Consider the following 15,348-nt stretch of genomic DNA (forward strand, 5'->3'; position numbering starts at 1 on the left):
GAGGCGGTGCTTCCACCGGGCCGCCCCGTGCGCGACGATGCGCACATGAGTGAGACAGCGACCCCCGACTCGGGGCTCGAGCAGACCCGTCGCCTCGGCGTCGAGACCACCGGCATCGAGATCATCGAGGAGTCCGAGCGCACCGCGCGGCCGAAGGACCTGTTCTGGCCCTGGTTCGCGGCGAACGTGTCCGTGTTCGGGATCAGCTACGGCTCGTTCGTCCTCGGATTCGGGATCTCGTTCTGGCAGGCGGCTGTCGTCACCGTGGTCGGGATCGTGGTCTCATTCGCGCTGTGCGGCGTCATCGCCATCGCCGGCAAGCGCGGCTCGGCACCGACGATGATCCTGAGCCGAGCAGCGTTCGGCGTCGACGGGCAGAAGGTCCCCGGCGTCGTGTCGTGGCTGGTGTCCATCGGCTGGGAGACGTTCCTCGCGATCCTCGCCGTCCTGGCGACGGCCACGATCTTCGACCAGCTCGGCTGGTCCGGTGGCACGACGACCAAGGTCGTCGCCACTGTCGTCGTGGCCCTGTTGATCGTGTCGGCCAGCGTCGCCGGCTACCACATCATCATGCGGATGCAGTCGGTGCTCACGTGGATCACCGGCATCGCGACGGTGGTCTACGTCGCGCTCACTCTCGACGAGATCGACTGGACGGCCGTGAGCGACCTCCCGAGCGGCAGCGTTCAGCAGATGGTGGGTGCGCTGGTCATGGTGATGACCGGGTTCGGGCTCGGTTGGATCAACATCGCCGCGGACTGGTCGCGCTACCAGCACCGCGACGCCACGGGATCGGCCATCGTCGGGTGGAACACCTTCGGTGGTGCGATCGCACCGGTGCTGCTGGTGGTGTTCGGTCTGATGCTCGCCGGCTCGTCGGAGGACCTGTCCGCCGGCATCGTGGCCGACCCGATCGGCACTCTCGGCACTCTGCTGCCGACCTGGTTCCTGGTGCCGTTCCTGGTCGCTGCCATCCTCGCCCTGGTCAGCGGAGCCGTGCTGGGCATCTACTCCAGCGGCCTGACGCTGCTCAGCCTCGGCGTCCGGATCCCGCGGCCCGCGGCAGCCCTCGTCGACGGAGTCATCCTGACGCTGGGCACGATCTACGTCGTCTTCTTCTCGACCAGCTTCCTCGAGCCCTTCCAGAGCTTCCTGATCACGCTCGGGGTGCCGCTCGCGGCGTGGGCGGGGATCATGATCGCCGACATCGCCCTGCGCAAGCGCGACTACGACGACGAGGCGCTCTTCGACTCCTCCGGCCGCTACGGGGCGTTCGACTGGGTCTCGATCGCCACGATGGTCGTCGCCTCCGTGCTGGGCTGGGGCCTGGTCGTCAACAACTTCGCCACCTCGGCCTCGTGGAACAACTGGCAGGGCTACCTCCTCGAGCCGCTCGGCCTGGGCACCTGGATGGAGGCCGACGGCTACTGGGACGGCAACTGGCCCTACGCCAACCTCGGTGTGCTGCTCGCGCTGGTGCTCGGCTTCGCGGTGACGTACGTCGCCCGTCGTGCGAAGGTGCAGCGCCAGGAGGCGTGACCCGCCCCGCTGCACCCTGAGTCTCCAGGAGACTCACCGCACAGGGTGCGCGGGAACACGCAGGTCACCCCGCGTGTTGGGCCGCACGTGAAGATCGAGATCTGGTCCGACGTCGTCTGCCCCTGGTGCTACATCGGCAAGCGCCGCATCGAGAGCGCCCTCGCCGAGTTCGGCCACGCCGACGAGGTGGAGGTGCACTGGCGCTCGTTCCAGCTCGACCCCGGTGCGCCGACCGAGCCCACGGAGAAGACCGCCTCCATGCTGGCGCGCAAGTACGGCCAGTCGGCCGCCGGTGCCCAGCAGATGCAGGACCGCGTCGAGGCCGTCGCCGCTGAGGAGGGCCTGGTCTACCGGCTGTCCGAGACCCTGCACCTCAACACCGTCGACTCGCACCGGGTGATCCACCTCGCGCACGAGCAGGGCGGCAACGAGCTCCAGGGCGCGGTCAAGGAGGCGCTGCTGCAGGCCTACTTCACCGAGGGCCGCAACCTCGCCGACCACGCGGTCCTGCGCGAGGTCGCGGTCGAGGCCGGGCTGGACGCGGCTCGCGTCGACGAGGTCCTCGGGTCCCGTGAGTTCGAGCAGGACGTGTGGGCCGACATCGAGCAGGCGCAGGCCTACGGCGCGAGCGGCGTGCCGTTCTTCGTGATCGACCAGAAGTACGGCGTCTCCGGCGCGCAGCCGACCGAGGTCTTCACCCAGGTGCTCGAGCGCGCCTGGTCCGAGACCCACCCGGCCATCGAGGTGCTCGCGAGCGGCGACGGTGCCGAGGCCTGCGGCCCCGACGGCTGCGCCATCTGACGCGGGACGTCACTGCGACTTCTCGCCGCGGGCGGCCTTCTCGGCCGTCGTCCCGACCCGCGTGGCGCGGGTCGCGGGACGCTTGGCGAGCACGATCCACGTCAGGATCAGCTTCTGTGCGGAGGGCGACCACGACTCCCAGTGCTCGCGCGAGCCCGGGTGGCGGTCGAACGCCTCGGCGAGGTCGTCGGGCACGACCAGGTCCTCGACGGCGTCCATGAGCGTCCACATCCCGGTGTCATGGGCGAGGGCGACGGCCGCGGCGCCTGCCGGCTCCATCAGCCCGGCCTCCTCGAGGCGGGCGACGCGCCCCTTGTTGATCCGGGTCCACATGCTGCCCGCGCGACGGGGCGCGAACCACTGCATCGAGCGGACCTCGTCGACGGGCTTCACCGTCGAGTCGACCCAGCCGTAGCGCAGCGCCTGCATCACTGCCTCCTCGTAGGAGAAGGCGCGCTCGGCGGCCTTGCGCGGGCTCACCAGCCACACGCCCTGCGGTTGCGTGTGGTGCTCGCGCAGCCAGGCGCTCCACTCCTCGACGGTGGTCGGCTCGAGCCGTTCCGCGTCGTCCATCGCGCCCATGGCGGCATCCTAGGAGCGAGCACCGACAGCGCCCGCGGACCGGCGTACGACCCACAGTCTGGGACGTCCGCCGGCTCGAGCGGGCCGCGGGTAGGGTGGGCGGAGCACAGCGTCGTGCAGCCCCGGACCCACCCTTGAACCACACGAGGACCCCGCTGTGAGCGCACCCGCCAAGCCTGTCGTACTCATCGCCGAAGAGCTGAGCCCCGCCACCATCGAGGCACTGGGCCCGGACTTCGAGATCCGCACCTGCAACGGCGCCGACCGCGCCGAGCTGATCCCCGCGATCGCCGACGTCGACGCGATCCTGGTGCGCTCCGCGACCAAGGTCGACGCCGAGGCACTGGCCGCTGCCCACCGCCTCAAGGTCGTCGCGCGCGCGGGCGTCGGCCTCGACAACGTCGACGTCAGGGCCGCCACCCAGGCCGGTGTGATGGTCGTGAACGCCCCGACCTCCAACATCGTCAGCGCGGCCGAGCTCGCCGTCGCCCTGATGCTGGCCGCCGCCCGCCACATCAGCCCGGCCCACGCCGCGCTGCGCAACGGCGAGTGGAAGCGCTCGAAGTACACCGGCATCGAGCTCTACGAGAAGACCGTCGGCATCGTCGGCCTGGGCCGGATCGGCGTGCTCGTCGCGCAGCGCCTCAGCGCGTTCGGCATGAAGGTCATCGCCTACGACCCCTACGTCCAGGCCGGTCGTGCTGCGCAGATGGGCGTGCGCCTCGTCGACCTCGACACGCTCCTGGGCGAGTCCGACTTCATGAGCGTGCACCTGCCGAAGACGCCGGAGACCGTCGGCCTGATCGGCGCCGACCAGCTGGCACGCGCCAAGCAGAGCCTGGTGCTGGTCAACGCCGCCCGTGGCGGCATCGTCGACGAGGCCGCCCTCTTCGACGCCCTCAAGACCGGCCAGGTCGCGGCCGCCGGCCTCGACGTGTTCGCCAGCGAGCCGTGCACCGACAGCCCGCTCTTCGAGCTGGAGAACGTCGTCGCCACCCCGCACCTCGGTGCCTCGACCGACGAGGCGCAGGAGAAGGCCGGCATCGCCGTGGCTCGCTCCGTGCGGCTCGCGCTCGGCGGCGAGCTCGTGCCCGACGCCGTCAACGTGCAGGGCGGCGTCATCGCCGAGGACGTGCGTCCCGGCATCCCGCTCACCGAGAAGCTCGGCCGGGTCTTCACCGCCCTCGCGGGGGAGGTCGCCCAGCAGATCGACGTCGAGGTCCGCGGCGAGATCACCGAGTTCGACGTCAAGGTGCTCGAGCTGGCCGCCCTCAAGGGCGTCTTCGCCGACATCGTCGAGGAGCAGGTCTCCTACGTCAACGCGCCGCTGCTCGCAGCCGAGCGCGGCACGGAGGTGCGCCTGGTCACCGAGGCCGAGAGCCCCGACCACCGCAACCTCATCACCATCCGCGGCACCCTCGCCGACGGCACCCAGGTGTCGGTCAGCGGCACCCTGGTCGGCATCGCGCAGAAGGAGCGCCTGGTCGAGGTCAACGGCTTCGACGTCGACCTCGAGCCCACCACCCACCTGGCGTTCCTCACCTACGAGGACCGTCCCGGCATGGTCGGCACCGTCGGCGGGATCCTGGGCGACGCAGCGGTCAACATCGCCGGCATGCAGGTCTCGCGGCAGGACAAGGGTGGCTCCGCCCTCGTCGCGCTGAGCGTGGACTCGGCCATTCCCGCCGGCACGCTCGCGGAGATCGAGGAGGCCATCAAGGCGGCCTCCGTGCGTGCGGTCGACCTGACCTGACGCCCACCCGCCGGCCACCGCCGACCGGTTGGGGTGGACCAGACCAAGGTCACGATCCGGTAACGATGGGGTCCATTCGCCTGCGCCGACGTTCCCTGTGAGCCAGCTCACAGCACAGGATCGCGTCCGGGTGCCCGCAACCGTGGGAAGCCACCCGCTTGGCGCAGGCATCGACTCGGGACGCACGATTGCGCGTGCTCGGCCGGACCTGCCGGAAGAATTCCGAGGGAACCGTGACTCATCACCCCCGCAAGGCTCGGCGCCTTGCTGTGGCGGTGGCGGCCGCCGGCCTGCTGACCGCAGGTACCGCCGTAGCCGCTCCGAGCACAGCGCAGCCGTCGACGCCGACGAACAAGTCCGCGAGCACTTCCACCTCCGACGACCAGGCAATGGAGCGCCCCGGCGCCGGCCACGAGCCGGAGCACCCCCTGGCCATCGCACACAAGCGCGACGAGCAGCTCGCTGCCGCCCTCGAGCGCAAGGCGGAGGGCAAGAACCCGTTCCGCGGCGGCCATGGCCACGGCCAGAACCAGGAGGTGCCGCTCGAGCGCGAGGGCACCGACCGGATCTTCGTGGTCCTCGCCGAGTTCGGCGACCAGCGCTACGAGACCGCGACCGACAAGCGCTTCGTCGACCCGCCCAACAACGGCTTCCCGCTCCCCGCCCCGCAGCCGCAGACGTTCGACGGCCCCCTGCACAACCAGATCCCCGAGCCCGACCGGGCCACGGACAACACCACGATCTGGCAGGACGACTTCGACCGTGCGCACTACGAGGACATGTACTTCAACCGGATGGCGGACTACTACGAGCGCCAGTCCTCGGGGCGGTACTCCGTCGAGGGTGACGTGACCGAGTGGGTCAAGGTCCCCTACAACGAGGCGCTCTACGGCCGCGGCTTCTGCGGCGTGCCGCCGGGCACCCCGGTGACCACCTGTGCCTCGACAAAGGCACTGATCCGCGACGCGCTCGCGGTGTGGGTCAAGGACCAGCTCGACAGTGGCCAGACGATGGCCCAGATCACCGACTACCTCAAGACCTTCGACCTCCAGGACCGTTACGACATCGACGGCGACGGCAACTTCCAGGAGCCCGACGGCTTCATCGACCACTTCCAGATCGTCCACGCGGGCGGCGACGAGGCGGCCGGTGACCCGATCTACGGCTCGGACGCCATCTGGAGCCACCGCTGGTACTCCAACCTCCAGGCCGGCGGCCCCGGTGGCCTGACCGGCGTCAACATCGGCTCCAACGGTGGCGCCTACGGCCTCGGCGCCAACCCCGCCAACCCGGTGCCCAACAACCCGACCGGCGTGTGGGTCGGTGACTACACGATCCAGCCCGAGAACGGCGGCCTCGGCGTCTTCGCCCACGAGTTCGGCCACGACCTCGGTCTCCCCGACCTCTACGACACCTCGGGCAACACCGGCGGGGCGGAGAACTCCACGGCGTTCTGGAGCCTGATGTCGTCGGGCGCCAACATCGGTGACGGCGGCGACACGATCGGCGACGCCCCGACCGACCTCGGTGCCTGGGAGCTCTTCCAGCTCGGCTGGCTCGACGCGCAGGGTGACCAGGGCCCGTTCTACTCGGTCGTCCAGCCCGGGCAGAAGGCCACCGAGAAGCTCGGTGCCAACGTGCCGGCCACCAAGAACAACCAGCAGGCGGTCTTCGCGGTCCTGCCCGACAAGGAGGTCCCGCTGGAGCTGGGCGGACCCGCGCCGGGCTCGGGGGCGAGGTTCTTCTGGTCGACCCAGGGCGACAACCTCAACACCACGATGACGAGGTCGGGCATCTCCGGCACCGCCCTCACGGCCAAGGTCAACTATCAGATCGAGGCCGAGTGGGACTACGCGTTCCTCGAGGCGTCGACCGACGGCGGCACCACGTGGAGCCAGGTGATGACCAACCTGTCGGACTCGGCCACCCACGCCGGTCACAACCAGAGCGGCTTCAACACCAGCGGCGCCGGCCTCACCGGCACCACGGCCGGCTGGGTGTCCCTGACGGCGACCCTCCCGGCGGGCACCACCGCGGTCCGGTTCCGCTACCAGACCGACGGCGCGGCGGCCGAGAGCGGCTTCCGGGCCGACGACATCGCCATCGACGGGACGGTCATCGGCACGGCCGAGACCGAGACCGAGGGCTGGACCCTCGACGGGTTCCGCACCACCACCGGCTCGGAGGTCGAGACGTTCTTCAACGCCTACATCGCCGAGAACCGCCAGTACGACGGCTACGACGCATCGCTGCAGTCGGCGTACAACTTCTCCTACCCGTTCACCAAGCCCGACTGGGTGGAGCACTACCCCTACCAGGACGGCATGCTGGTGACCTACTGGGACTCCTCCCAGGGGGACAACAACGTCGGCGACCACCCCGGTGAGGGCCTGATCCTGCCGGTGGACGCGAACCCCCAGCTCACCCACTGGGCCGACGGCACCTTGATGCGTCCGCGCATCCTGTCCTACGACTCGACCTTCGGGCTCGAGCGGACGGACGCGATCACCCTGCATCGGGAGGTCGACCTCAACGGTGACGGCACGATCAGCGGCGCCGAGACCCAGACCGGGAGGATCCCGAGCAAGCGGGCCGTGTCGACCTTCGACGACACGCAGACCTGGTGGTACGGGTCCGACGGCGACGAGGTCCTCGTGGACCACGACAACAACCCGGCGACTCCCAAGGTGCTGCGGCACCCGGGTCGCTACCAGCCGGGCTGGTACAGCGTGGACGTGCCCAAGACGGGCACCCTCATCCGGGTGCTCGACGAGAAGCACGGCTACCTCAAGATCCGGGTGGAGCCCAAGAAGCGGCGCTGACCCGCAACGGCACACGAGCCCGTCCCCGCAGCCGCGGGGGCGGGCTCGTTGCGTGTGCGGGCAGGCGCAGGTCAGGCGACGAGCACCCGGTTGGGCCGGCCGTGGCGCGGACCGCCGTGCGCGGCCACCACGCCCCAGGCCGCCGCGAGCCGTCGCGCTGCCTCGACCAGCTGGTCGGCGCTCGCGGTCCACGGGATCCGGACGAACCGGTCGAGACCGCCCTCGACGGCGAAGACCGGGCCGGGCGCGACCACCACGCCGTGGCGTGACGCCTCCTCGGTGAGCGCCGTGCCGAGCGGGGCGGGGAGCTCGCACCAGAGCGCGAGCCCGCCGTCGGGCACCCGGAAGCGCCAGTCGGGGAGGTGCTCGGTGACCGCTGCGACCAGCGCGTCGCGTCCGGCGACCAGCCGCTCGCGGTGGACGGGCAGCACCTCGTCGGCACGCGCCATCAGGTCGGCCAGCACGAGCTGCTCGAAGACCGGGGCGCCGAGGTCGAGCCCGATGCGGGCCTGGAGCAGCCGCTCCATCTCGGACAGCGGGGCGCGCACCCAGCCGAGCCGCAGGCCGCCCCAGTAGGACTTGCTGGCGCTGCCGATGGTGATGGTGTCCGGGGCGTGGAAGGCCAGCGGCCGTGGCATGTCGTCGGCCAGCCCGGGGCGCAGCGCGAGCGCCTGGTGGGCCTCGTCGGCCACGGCCACCGTGCGGGTCCGGGATAGGGCGGTGGCGAGCTCCTCGCGCTGCGCGTCCGACATCAGGTGGCCCGTCGGGTTCTGGAAGTCGGGGATGAGGTAGGCCAGTCGCGGTGAGGTCTGTCGCAGCGTCGCGGCCAGCGCGTCCAGGTCCCACCCGTCGGGGTCGACGGTCGCAGGCACCAGGCGCGCGCCGGCGTGCCGCACGGCCTGCGTGGCGTTGGGGTAGGTCGGCGACTCCACGACCACGCGCTCGCCGGGGGCGGTGAAGGCCTGCGCCACGATCGACGCTCCGGCGAGGGCGCCGGCCGTCACCATGATCTGCTCCGGCACCGTCGGCACCCCGCGGGCGTCGTACGCCGCCGCGATCCGCGCCTGCAGCACCGGCACGCCGAGCGGGAAGTAGCCCGGGCCGCCGAGGTAGGCCGGCAGCTCGTCGGTGGCGCGCTGGTAGGCCTCGACGAGGCCCGGCGGAGCGGAGTGGGCGGCGCAGTTGAGGTCGATGACGTCCTCGCCACCGCGTCCGGGCATGAGGGCCTGGTCGTGGGCGCGCCGCCGCCCGCCCGGCACCCGGGTGAACGTGCCCGAGCCGCGCCGGGCCTCGGCGTACCCGGACTCGCGGAGCACGTCGTAGGCCCGGGTGACGGTGGCCCGGGAGACGTCCAGCGCCGCGGTGAGCTCACGCTCGCTGGGCAGCCGCACGTCCAGGCCGATGCGACCGTCACCGATGAGCACCCGGAGGCTCTCCGCGAGGCCGATGTAGGCGGGGGAGCGGGGGAAGTCGCCGACGAGAGTGGCCACGCGCTGCGCGCTGATCAACGGGCTCATGCAGGCCACTGTTCCACGATTGGCTATGTCCAACAAGGCCAATCCCGGCACAGAATGGTCCGCATGCGCAGCACCATCTCTCCCGCCAGCACGACCTCTCGTGGCGTCCTCGTCGACCTGGGCCCGCTCGCCCAGCTCCGCGCGGGACGCCTCGCCCGCCGCCTGCCGCAGCTCTACGTCGGGCTGTTCCTCTACGGCGTCTCGCTCGCCATGATGGTGCGCGGCTCGCTCGGCCTGGCGCCGTGGGACGTGCTGCACTCCGGCTTCATCCGCCACGTCCCGATGACCCTCGGCCAGGCGGTCGTGCTGTTCAGCTTCGTCGTGCTCGTCCTCTGGATCCCGCTGCGGGAGATGCCCGGCCTGGGCACGATCAGCAACGCGATCGTGGTCGGCCTGTCCGCCGACGCGACCCTCGCGGTCCTGGCTGGGCCGGACGCGATGTGGGCGCGGATCGCGCTGATGGTCGGCGGCGTGGCGCTCTGCGGCCTCGCCAGCGCGCTCTACATCGGCGCGCAGCTGGGCCGCGGTCCGCGCGACGGCCTGATGACCGGCCTGGCGCGGCGCACGGGTCTCTCGCTGCGCCTGGTGCGCACCGGCCTCGAGGTCGCGGTCGTGGTGATCGGTCTCTTGCTCGGGGGAGTCCTCGGTCTCGGGACCGTCGTCTACGCGCTCGCGATCGGGCCGCTCACCCAGCTGATGCTGCCGTGGTTCACCGTCGACGTGCTGGCGCCCGCGGCTCAGCCGGCGCCGTCGGAGACCAGGTAGGCGATCACGCCGAGGCTGACGAGGGTCGACACCAGCATCCCGGTGTGGCCGAACATCAGCGGGAGGGCGGTGAACGCCCACACGTCGAATCCCCGCGCCACGCTGGAGAACACCCCGGTGGGCACGCCACCGGCTGGTGAGCTCAGCATCGGAGCGGCGTAGTTCGGGGGCTTCCCCGTCACCCAGCGCACCGTGGCGGCGATCGAGGACAACCCGCACGCGATGGCGAGGTTGACCGCGCTGCCGGTGTCGGTGAGCGGCAGCAAGGTGCCGGTGGTGGCCACGGCGAAGAGCATGAGCGCCGACCCCGGGACGACCAGGTGCGCGAGCAGGATGGACTGGCGCCGGAACGGCATCATCCGGGCCAGGCTCCTCGTCCGTACGACGACCCGCAGCCCCGCGCACAGCGCCGGACCGCCCAGCAGCCCCGCCAGCGTCGTGGCCAGCACCACGGCCCGGCCGGCACCCGCCTCGGCGGCCGCGTAGGGCACCAGCAGCAGGCCGGCGAGCAGGACGAACGGCTGCGGCGCGCGCCGGGCGCGCAGGAGGTCGCGGTGCACGAGCGCCCACCAGCCGAGCGGGCCGCCGGTGTGCGTCCGGACGTGAGCCCCGCGGCCCCACCGGCGGGCGAGCAGGACGTCGTACATCAGTCCGAGGTCCACCGAGGAGAGGGCGCCCGACAGGCTGGGGGAGAGGTTCTCGGTGTAGCCGAGGACGCGCCGCGTGACGGTCCCGACCGCGCGCCGCGCGACCCAGAACAGCGCCAGCGCGGCGAGCACCACCAGCACGGCCAGCGCCATGCCGACGGCTGCGGGCAGGGTGGGGAGCGATCCCAGGTCGTCCGTCGCGGCGAGACCGAGGCCGACCCACAGGGCGCCGGCGACCGTCCACGACAGCCGGCGGGCCATGGCGTCCTCCCGGACCTGGGAGAGCGCCGCCACACCCACGCATGCCAGCGACGCCGCAGCACCGGCCACCACGAACAGCACCGCGGCGGAACCGGACAGCCCTCCGAGCGCTGCGGGGGCGATGAGCGCCAGGCCGGCCCCGCCGGCCGCGAGCGCCGCGGTGCGCCACCACCCGGGCCGGAGGAGGGACCCGCGGTCCACCGGCGTGCTGAGGAGCCAGGCGTTGGCCGCCGGCGGGCTGAACACGGGGCCCAGCAGCCGGGCCAGGCCGAGCGCGAGCAGGGCGAGTGCCAGCGAGGCGAGCCACGGCGCGGCCGCGCGGACCTCGACGCAGGCGCCGACGCAGGTGTCGTCGGCGAGGCGCCGCAGGCTGAGCACGACGTTGCCGCCCATCGCCGCCACCATCACCAGGCAGAAGAGCGCGACGTAGGCGTCGGAGAGGACCTCGCCCCACGCCAGGTCCGCGCGCCCGCGCCGCCAGTCCCGGATCTCGGCCCGGACCTCCCGCGCCGTGGGGACCCCGGTGGTGTGCTCAGGTGTCATCGGCGGTGGGCCCGAGACGCACCACGCGGTCGCACACCCGCTCGACGAGGTCGGGGTCGTGGCTCACGAGCAGGATGCCGCGTCCGGCCGCCTTCTCCGCGACCAGCTTCTCGCCCAGCCAGTGCACGCCGCCAACGTCGAGCCGCGCCTCCGGCTCGTCCAGCACGAGCAGGAGCCGCGGCCGGACGAAGGCGCTCGCCAGGGCCAACCGGCGTCGCTGCCCCGACGAGAGCGTCGAGGGCAGCTGCCCGGACACCTCCATCAGCCCGACCTCGTCGAGGACGACGTTGACGATCTCCTCGGCGTCGGGCTGGGCGTGGGCCCGCGCCACGAGGTCGAGGTGCTCGACCACGGACAGGTCGGGGAAGAAGTCCAGGTCGTCCATCACCACGGCGAGGTCGCGCCGGATGCTGGGCTCCCGCTCGTCGAGCGCGCGCCCGGTCAGCTCGGCCTCGCCCGCGTCAGCCTCGTCCGCCCCGACGATGCACCGCAGCAGCGTCGACTTGCCGCTGCCGTTGGGCCCGACCACACCGACCGCCTCGCCCTCGGCCACGTCGAGGTCGACCCCGTCCAGGATGGTGCGGTCGCCGAAGGTGCGCGAGATCCCTCGGACCGTCAGCAGCGCCGGGGCCGTCTTCTTCGGCATGGCGACATCCAAGCAGGCCGCTGGGAACCTCCGCGGGGAGGTCAGTGGCGCGACGCCACGGTCAGCGGCGCGTGGCGATGACGGCCGACGCGTCGGTCGCGACCATCACCTCGACGGCGGTGAACCGCTCGTCGGTGAGCCACTGCTCGCGCAGGGTGTCGACGCGGCCGTAGGTGATCGGCGGCCAGGACTCGCAGGGGGCGAAGTCGTCGAGCACCACGATGCCGCCCGGCTCCACCAGGTCGATGACCTGGTCGACGCCCACCTCGGACGGGCTGCCGGAGTCGAGGAAGAGGAGCGAGAACGGGCCGTGCTCACGCAGCACGCTCCAGTCGGCCGCCAGCACCTCGACCTTGGCGTCGTCCTCGAAGATCTGCTGCGCCGCACCCGCGAGCGACTCGTCGAGCTCGGCGGTCAGGATCCGCGCCCCGTTGCGTACGCCGCTGCGCAGCCACGCGGTGCCGACGCCGCACCCGGTGCCGAACTCGGCCATCGTGCCGCCGCGGGTGGCCGCCAGGGTCGCGAGGAGGCGGCCGGTCTCGTTGCGGCAGAAGGCGACGTAGCCGGCCTGGCGGCACACATCGAAGGCTCGCGAGACGATGTGGGGAAGATCGGGAGGGGCAGACATGAGGCCGCCGAGTCTGTCATCCCACACCCGCAGGTCTCAGGGGGCGGTCCGACGTCTCACGATCTGACACGTTTCGCAAACCGGGTGCGCACGACCGCCGGTCGGTCGTACAGTCGTCACACCATGCGGAGCGTCTTCGTACTTATCGATCGCCGCGGCGGGGCCTGAAGAAAGGCCACCTCGTCGCGGTGTTCGGCGTTGACGAGGTCCGCCGCCCGGCCTTTCGCCAGAGAGCTTCCTCTCTGAGTTCGAAGCCGCCGCCTCCGTGTCGGGTCCACGCAGTCCTTGCGCGATCCGCATGCTCGTCGGCCGGCAGCCGGGCCCGGGCGATCCCCGCAACCCCCTGCTCCCTCACCCGCCGCGGTGTCGGTGGCTTCGGACACACCACCCGATCGCCATCCCTGCCCCAACCGGCAGGACACCGCACAGGAGTGAGACCGATGTACGACATGTATCCCGACTCGTGGGGCCCGGCGGCCCACGACCCCGACAACGCCTTCAGCGCCGAGAACACGGCCGTCGCCGTCCAGACCGCGCTTGACCTGCGAGACGGCGGCGGCCAGCGGCCGGACGACAACTAGCCTTCGCCGCATGTCCGACACCCAGCAGCCCGCGTCCGCACCGGCCACCGGGAGCCACGCCCTCGCCGTCATCCCCGGCGACGGGATCGGTCCCGAGGTGACCGCCGAGGCCCTCAAGGTCCTCGAGGTCGCCTCGCCGGTGAAGTTCGAGTCGACGCGCTACGACCTCGGCGCGGAGCGCTACCTCGCGACCGGCGAGGTGCTGCCCGACTCGGTGCTCGCGGAGATCCGCGGGCACGACGCGATCCTGCTGGGAGCGGTGGGCGGCAAGCCCAACGACCCGAACCTGCCGCCCGGCATCCTCGAGCGTGGCCTGCTGCTCAGGCTCCGCTTCGAGCTCGACCACTACGTCAACCTGCGTCCGTCGCGGCTCTTCCCCGGATCGGCCTCACCCCTGGCCGACGCCGTGCTCGAGAAGGGCGAGATCGACTTCGTCGTGGTGCGCGAGGGCACCGAAGGCCCCTACACGGGCAACGGCGGCGCCCTGCGCGTCGGCACCCCCGCCGAGGTGGCCACCGAGGTCTCGGTCAACACGGCCTACGGCGTGGAGCGCGTCGTGCGCGACGCCTTCGCCCGAGCGCAGAAGCGGCCGCGCAAGAAGCTGACGCTGGTCCACAAGACCAACGTCCTCGTCAACGCGGGCTCGCTCTGGTGGCGCCTGTTCGAGGAGGTCGGCGCGGAGTTCCCGGACGTGACGACCGACTACATGCACATCGACGCGGCCATGATCTTCATGTCCATCGACCCCGCCCGCTTCGACGTGATCGTCACCGACAACCTCTTCGGCGACATCATCACCGACCTCGCCGCCGCCATCACCGGTGGCATCGGGCTGGCCGCCTCCGGCAACGTGAACCCCGACCGGACGGCGCCCTCCATGTTCGAGCCCGTCCACGGCTCCGCCCCCGACATCGCCGGGCAGCAGAAGGCCGACCCGACCGCCGCGATCCTCTCCGGCGCCCTGCTCCTCGAGCACCTCGGCCACGCCGACGCCGCCGCCGCGATCGAGGCGGCCGTGCTGGCCGACCTCGCCGGGCGCACGCCCGGCACGAGTCGTCGTACGAGCGAGGTCGGGGACGCCATCGCCGCCCGCCTCTGACCTCGCCCGAGGTCGTCGGGCGAGGACGAGGGCCGTACCGAGACCATGACCCTTGGAATAGGTTGACCCCATGCAGATCAGCACGACCGCCAACCCCACGCCCGTCGACGACGCCCGACTCGCCGAGATCCTCGCGAACCCCGGCTTCGGGACGTACTTCACCGACCACATGCTCACGGTCGAGTGGACGCCGGAGAAGGACTGGCACGACGCACGCATCACGCCCTACGGTCCGCTGACGCTGGACCCGGCGACGGCGGTGCTGCACTACGCGCAGGAGACCTTCGAGGGCATGAAGGCCTACCGCCACGAGGACGGCTCGATCTGGACGTTCCGTCCCGAGCAGAACGCCGCCCGGATGGTGCGCTCATCGCAGCGGCTGGCCTTCCCCGAGCTCCCGGTGGACGACTTCGTCGCCTGCGTCGACGCCTTGGTCGAGGCCGACCAGCGCTGGGTGCCGGACAACTCCGCGGGGGGTGGCGAGAAGTCGCTCTACCTGCGGCCGTTCATGTTCGCCTCCGAGACGTTCCTCGGGGTGCGTCCCTCCCAGCACGTGACGTTCATGGTGATCGCCTCGCCGGCCGGCGCCTACTTCAAGGGCGGCATCAAGCCGGTCAACCTCTGGCTCTCCGAGACCTTCACCCGTGCCGGGCGCGGAGGCATGGGCGCCGCCAAGACCGGCGGCAACTACGCCGCGTCGCTGGCCGCGCAGCGCGAGGCGATCGAGAAGGGCTGCGACCAGGTCGTGTTCCTCGACGACCAGGAGTTCCGCTACATCGAGGAGCTCGGCGGGATGAACCTCTTCTTCGTCCACCGCGACGGGCGCATCGTGACGCCCGAGACCGGGACGATCCTCGAGGGCATCACCCGCGCCTCGATCATCGAGCTCGCCGGCAAGCTCGGCCACGCGGTGGAGGAGCGGAAGTTCTCCATCGACGAGTGGCGCGACGGCGTCGCCTCGGGCGAGATCACCGAGATCTTCGCGTGCGGCACCGCCGCCGTGGTGACGCCGGTCGGCGAGCTCCGGAGCCCGTCGGGCGCGACGCCCGCGCCGGCGAGCACCGAGCTCACCATGCAGATCCGCGACGCCCTGGTGGGCATGCAGTTCGGCCGCAGCGAGGACACGTTCGGCTGGATGCACAAGGTCTGCTGAGTCGCTGGCCG

At 71.6% G+C, this 15,348-nt stretch carries 13 protein-coding genes; 8 read left to right on the forward strand and 5 right to left on the reverse strand.

The window, feature by feature from the left end:
- Positions 1 to 45: 45 nt before the first annotated feature.
- Together ASC64_RS16755 and ASC64_RS16760 are read left to right on the forward strand one after the other, a co-directional pair.
- Positions 46 to 1,539, forward strand: a complete 1,494-nt coding sequence (locus ASC64_RS16755) for a purine-cytosine permease family protein (RefSeq protein ID WP_056908674.1) — start codon at positions 46 to 48, stop codon at positions 1,537 to 1,539.
- Between the two features lie 87 nt (positions 1,540 to 1,626).
- Complete coding sequence (locus ASC64_RS16760; RefSeq protein WP_056908675.1) at positions 1,627 to 2,340, forward strand: DsbA family oxidoreductase; 714 nt, start codon at positions 1,627 to 1,629, stop codon at positions 2,338 to 2,340.
- 9 nt (positions 2,341 to 2,349) lie between these two features.
- Here the strand turns inward: ASC64_RS16760 and ASC64_RS16765 are convergent, their stop codons facing one another.
- A complete protein-coding gene (locus tag ASC64_RS16765; protein WP_056908676.1) occupies positions 2,350 to 2,922 on the reverse strand; it encodes a YdeI/OmpD-associated family protein in 573 nt (190 codons plus the stop codon).
- Positions 2,923 to 3,079: 157 nt separating this feature from the next.
- Here ASC64_RS16765 and serA point away from each other — a divergent pair, with 157 nt between their 5' ends.
- Positions 3,080 to 4,675, forward strand: coding sequence for a phosphoglycerate dehydrogenase (serA, locus tag ASC64_RS16770; RefSeq protein WP_056908677.1), 1,596 nt, complete (start codon positions 3,080 to 3,082; stop codon positions 4,673 to 4,675).
- A 389-nt stretch (positions 4,676 to 5,064) separates the two neighbouring features.
- A complete protein-coding gene (locus ASC64_RS16775; RefSeq protein ID WP_082550574.1) occupies positions 5,065 to 7,497 on the forward strand; it encodes an immune inhibitor A domain-containing protein in 2,433 nt (810 codons plus the stop codon).
- Positions 7,498 to 7,568: 71 nt separating this feature from the next.
- Here ASC64_RS16775 and yczR read toward each other — a convergent pair whose 3' ends face one another.
- On the reverse strand, positions 7,569 to 9,014 hold the full coding sequence (gene yczR, locus ASC64_RS16780) for a MocR-like transcription factor YczR (protein ID WP_056908679.1): 1,446 nt from the start codon (positions 9,012 to 9,014) through the stop codon (positions 7,569 to 7,571).
- Positions 9,015 to 9,077: 63 nt separating this feature from the next.
- On the opposite strand from yczR, the gene yczE reads away from it, so the two are divergent.
- Positions 9,078 to 9,779, forward strand: a complete 702-nt coding sequence (yczE, locus tag ASC64_RS16785; RefSeq protein WP_056908760.1) for a membrane protein YczE — start codon at positions 9,078 to 9,080, stop codon at positions 9,777 to 9,779.
- Here yczE and ASC64_RS16790 read toward each other — a convergent pair.
- The 3 genes from ASC64_RS16790 to ASC64_RS16800 form a co-directional block, all read right to left on the reverse strand.
- A complete protein-coding gene (locus ASC64_RS16790) occupies positions 9,752 to 11,230 on the reverse strand; it encodes a DUF6297 family protein (protein WP_056908680.1) in 1,479 nt (492 codons plus the stop codon). The two genes, yczE and ASC64_RS16790, sit on opposite strands and share 28 nt — an antisense overlap.
- Positions 11,220 to 11,876, reverse strand: a complete 657-nt coding sequence (locus ASC64_RS16795; RefSeq protein ID WP_056908681.1) for an ABC transporter ATP-binding protein — start codon at positions 11,874 to 11,876, stop codon at positions 11,220 to 11,222. Before ASC64_RS16795 ends, ASC64_RS16790 begins: the two co-directional genes overlap by 11 nt.
- A gap of 61 nt (positions 11,877 to 11,937) precedes the next feature.
- Positions 11,938 to 12,504 carry an O-methyltransferase gene (locus ASC64_RS16800; RefSeq protein WP_056908682.1) on the reverse strand — a complete coding sequence of 189 codons (567 nt, stop codon included), beginning with the start codon at positions 12,502 to 12,504 and terminating at the stop codon, positions 11,938 to 11,940.
- Positions 12,505 to 12,944: 440 nt separating this feature from the next.
- On the opposite strand from ASC64_RS16800, the gene ASC64_RS22200 reads away from it, so the two are divergent.
- The 3 genes from ASC64_RS22200 to ASC64_RS16810 all read left to right on the forward strand — a co-directional run bounded on the left by ASC64_RS22200 (position 12,945) and on the right by ASC64_RS16810 (position 15,337).
- Positions 12,945 to 13,085, forward strand: a complete 141-nt coding sequence (locus ASC64_RS22200) for a hypothetical protein (RefSeq protein ID WP_156385247.1) — start codon at positions 12,945 to 12,947, stop codon at positions 13,083 to 13,085.
- Between the two features lie 10 nt (positions 13,086 to 13,095).
- Positions 13,096 to 14,184: a 3-isopropylmalate dehydrogenase gene (locus ASC64_RS16805; protein WP_056908683.1), complete on the forward strand. Its 1,089-nt coding sequence runs from the start codon at positions 13,096 to 13,098 to the stop codon at positions 14,182 to 14,184.
- Between the two features lie 70 nt (positions 14,185 to 14,254).
- Entirely contained in the window at positions 14,255 to 15,337 is a 1,083-nt protein-coding gene (locus ASC64_RS16810; RefSeq protein ID WP_056908684.1) for a branched-chain amino acid aminotransferase, read from the forward strand.
- The last annotated feature ends 11 nt before the right edge of the window (positions 15,338 to 15,348 follow it).

The organism is Nocardioides sp. Root122 (assembly GCF_001425025.1).
Taxonomy (GTDB): domain Bacteria; phylum Actinomycetota; class Actinomycetes; order Propionibacteriales; family Nocardioidaceae; genus Nocardioides.

Coding starts and splice junctions, on each gene's coding strand:
- ASC64_RS16755 (WP_056908674.1), top strand. CDS start 46: ATGAGTGAGACAGCGACCCCCGACTCGGGGCTCGAGCAGACCCGTCGC.
- ASC64_RS16765 (WP_056908676.1), bottom strand. CDS start 2,922: ATGGGCGCGATGGACGACGCGGAACGGCTCGAGCCGACCACCGTCGAG.
- ASC64_RS16775 (WP_082550574.1), top strand. CDS start 5,065: ATGGAGCGCCCCGGCGCCGGCCACGAGCCGGAGCACCCCCTGGCCATC.
- yczR (WP_056908679.1), bottom strand. CDS start 9,014: ATGAGCCCGTTGATCAGCGCGCAGCGCGTGGCCACTCTCGTCGGCGAC.
- yczE (WP_056908760.1), top strand. CDS start 9,078: ATGCGCAGCACCATCTCTCCCGCCAGCACGACCTCTCGTGGCGTCCTC.
- ASC64_RS16790 (WP_056908680.1), bottom strand. CDS start 11,230: ATGACACCTGAGCACACCACCGGGGTCCCCACGGCGCGGGAGGTCCGG.
- ASC64_RS16795 (WP_056908681.1), bottom strand. CDS start 11,876: ATGCCGAAGAAGACGGCCCCGGCGCTGCTGACGGTCCGAGGGATCTCG.
- ASC64_RS16800 (WP_056908682.1), bottom strand. CDS start 12,504: ATGTCTGCCCCTCCCGATCTTCCCCACATCGTCTCGCGAGCCTTCGAT.
- ASC64_RS22200 (WP_156385247.1), top strand. CDS start 12,945: ATGTACGACATGTATCCCGACTCGTGGGGCCCGGCGGCCCACGACCCC.
- ASC64_RS16805 (WP_056908683.1), top strand. CDS start 13,096: ATGTCCGACACCCAGCAGCCCGCGTCCGCACCGGCCACCGGGAGCCAC.
- ASC64_RS16810 (WP_056908684.1), top strand. CDS start 14,255: ATGCAGATCAGCACGACCGCCAACCCCACGCCCGTCGACGACGCCCGA.